At 47.4% G+C, this 2,019-nt stretch carries 2 protein-coding genes and 1 pseudogene; 1 reads left to right on the plus strand and 2 read right to left on the minus strand.

What is annotated here, in order from left to right; genetic code table 11:
• Nucleotides 1-137 precede the first annotated feature (137 nt).
• Nucleotides 138-887 (plus strand): GNAT family N-acetyltransferase, encoded by a 750-nt coding sequence (locus DXA36_RS32485; RefSeq protein ID WP_118683627.1) that lies wholly within the window; start codon nucleotides 138-140, stop codon nucleotides 885-887.
• A 116-nt stretch (nucleotides 888-1,003) separates the two neighbouring features.
• Here DXA36_RS32485 and DXA36_RS32490 read toward each other — a convergent pair whose 3' ends face one another.
• Both DXA36_RS32490 and DXA36_RS32495 read right to left on the minus strand, forming a co-directional pair.
• Nucleotides 1,004-1,612 carry a CPBP family intramembrane glutamic endopeptidase gene (locus DXA36_RS32490; RefSeq protein ID WP_118683628.1) on the minus strand — a complete coding sequence of 203 codons (609 nt, stop codon included), beginning with the start codon at nucleotides 1,610-1,612 and terminating at the stop codon, nucleotides 1,004-1,006.
• A 132-nt stretch (nucleotides 1,613-1,744) separates the two neighbouring features.
• Nucleotides 1,745-2,019: pseudogene (locus DXA36_RS32495) on the minus strand (hypothetical protein); the annotation flags it as partial.

Genomic DNA, 2,019 nt, shown 5'->3' on the forward strand with positions numbered 1-2,019 from the left:
CCTGCCCGCATAATTATTTAAAAAAATCCCCATCTCCCCCCAAAATATAGTACAATTAACTCATCAAATAAACCGCCCCCATCCCCCTATACCAGTTAAAACACTTCAACCAATCACATAACAAAGAAAGGTCCCCCATGGAAGCTACATTTACAAACATAACCCAAGAAAACATAACCCAAGAACACCTATGCTGCATTATCCGCAGCAAAAAGCCCCATCCGGGCGTAGAAGCAAAGCGGCAATGGCTATCCGCCCGGATTAAAGAAGGCCACATTTTCAGAAAACTCAATGCCAAATCCGTAGTATTTATCGAATATGCCCCCTTAGAAACCGCCTGGGTCCCCATAACCGGTGATAACTATTATTATATATACTGCTTATGGGTTTCCGGCGAATACAAAGGAAAAGGCTATGGAAAAATGCTGATGGAGTACTGCCTGGACGATGCCAGAAAAAAGGGTAAATCCGGCGTCTGCATGATCGGAGCCAAGAAACAGAAAGCCTGGCTATCCGACCAGGCTTTTGCCGGGAAGTACGGTTTTCAGACCGTTGATACCACCCCTGACGGCTATGAATTGCTTGCCCTCTCCTTTGACGGAACCAGCCCCCGATTCACACAGAATGCAAAAAAACAGCACATCGGCAACCAGGAGCTGACCATTTATTATGACATGCAATGCCCTTTTATCCCTCAAAAAATTGAGACAATAAAACAATATTGTGAAACCAATCATATCCCCCTGTCTTTGAACCAGGTAGATACACTCCAAAAAGCAAAGGAACTGCCCTGCGTTTTCAACAACTGGGGTGTATTTTATAAAGGGAAATTTGAAACAGTGAACTTGCTGGACGCTGCCGGTATACAGAGAATACTCAATAAATAACTCAAATTCCGCAGTTGCCGAATGGCCTTCCGCCCGCTGTCCGCGTGGCGTTCCCGGGACTGAAAAGGATTTTCCATTGAACATAAAGATCACACAAAATGTGCCGTCTGCTATTATCACAACCATCCGAATGCCTGTACCATGGACAGGATCAAATTCCCCGCCCCATGGGTCAGCCAGCCCGGTATGATGGAGCCGCCGGAACCTTTTTCGGTCAGCCAGCCCAGCAGCCACCCGCTGAATCCGGTGATTACCGTGATCACCGCTGCCTTCAGCGGCGTGGTGACCAGGAAAAACATGGCTCCGTGGAGCAGCCCGAACAATGCTCCCTGTATAAGGTTTCCCACAGCGAAACCAAACCGGGCAATCAGACGTTTCCCCAGAAAACCACGGAACAGGATTTCTTCCGAAAGGCCGGTCTGGATAACCCCGAATAAAAAGGCGGAGGGCAGCGCACTCCAGCCCATGCCGGCATATGTACTCTGCACTGTGGCATCAGCCGGCAGCAGGGAAGGGATCCACCACAGCTGGGATATCACACAAAGAAGAAAGAAAAACAGGATACACCCGCTGATGGCAAGAAAGCTTCCCCTCACCGCTTTTAAGCCAATCCAGGAGAGAAAAGGCTCCTTCCTACGTGCAGTAACAAACCACCAGATGAAAGGGATAAGCGAAAACACGACCACCTGCAGCAGCACTTCAAAAAGCTTTGACAGAATATTCATCAACGGCCTCCTTTACCAGAGAGAAATATTTATATTGTATTAGTGTAATAATACAATAATCCAATTATTCTCTCCTGTCAAGTACCTGCGCTCTATTTCCAAAGATCAGCCCTGGAAAATAGGAACCGTTATTCAGAACGTTTCCGTCAAACCTGCCTTTTCTATGAATTCCCGTATGGTTTCGGCCTTAGCCGCCTGCTTATGCCACTGGTTCAAAAGCCCAAGGTCGGTTTCCGAAAGGATTCTTTCACGCAGCCCGACCGGGACTTCCCCCAGATCCTCCAGCAGATCAAGCACATATTCTGCTTTTCCCTCTGCTTTCCCTTCTGTTTTGCCGGCATCCTTTCCAATACTGAATTCATCGGCCCGGATTTTCTTCATTTCTTCTTCTTTGTTATATTCAAAGA

This window comes from Eisenbergiella sp. OF01-20 (assembly GCF_003478085.1).
Taxonomy (GTDB): Bacteria; Bacillota; Clostridia; order Lachnospirales; family Lachnospiraceae; genus Eisenbergiella.

Bases quoted from the DNA above. Each gene is read 5' to 3' on its own strand.
- DXA36_RS32490 (WP_118683628.1), bottom strand. From the start codon at position 1,612: ATGAATATTCTGTCAAAGCTTTTTGAAGTGCTGCTGCAGGTGGTCGTG.
- DXA36_RS32485 (WP_118683627.1), top strand. From the start codon at position 138: ATGGAAGCTACATTTACAAACATAACCCAAGAAAACATAACCCAAGAA.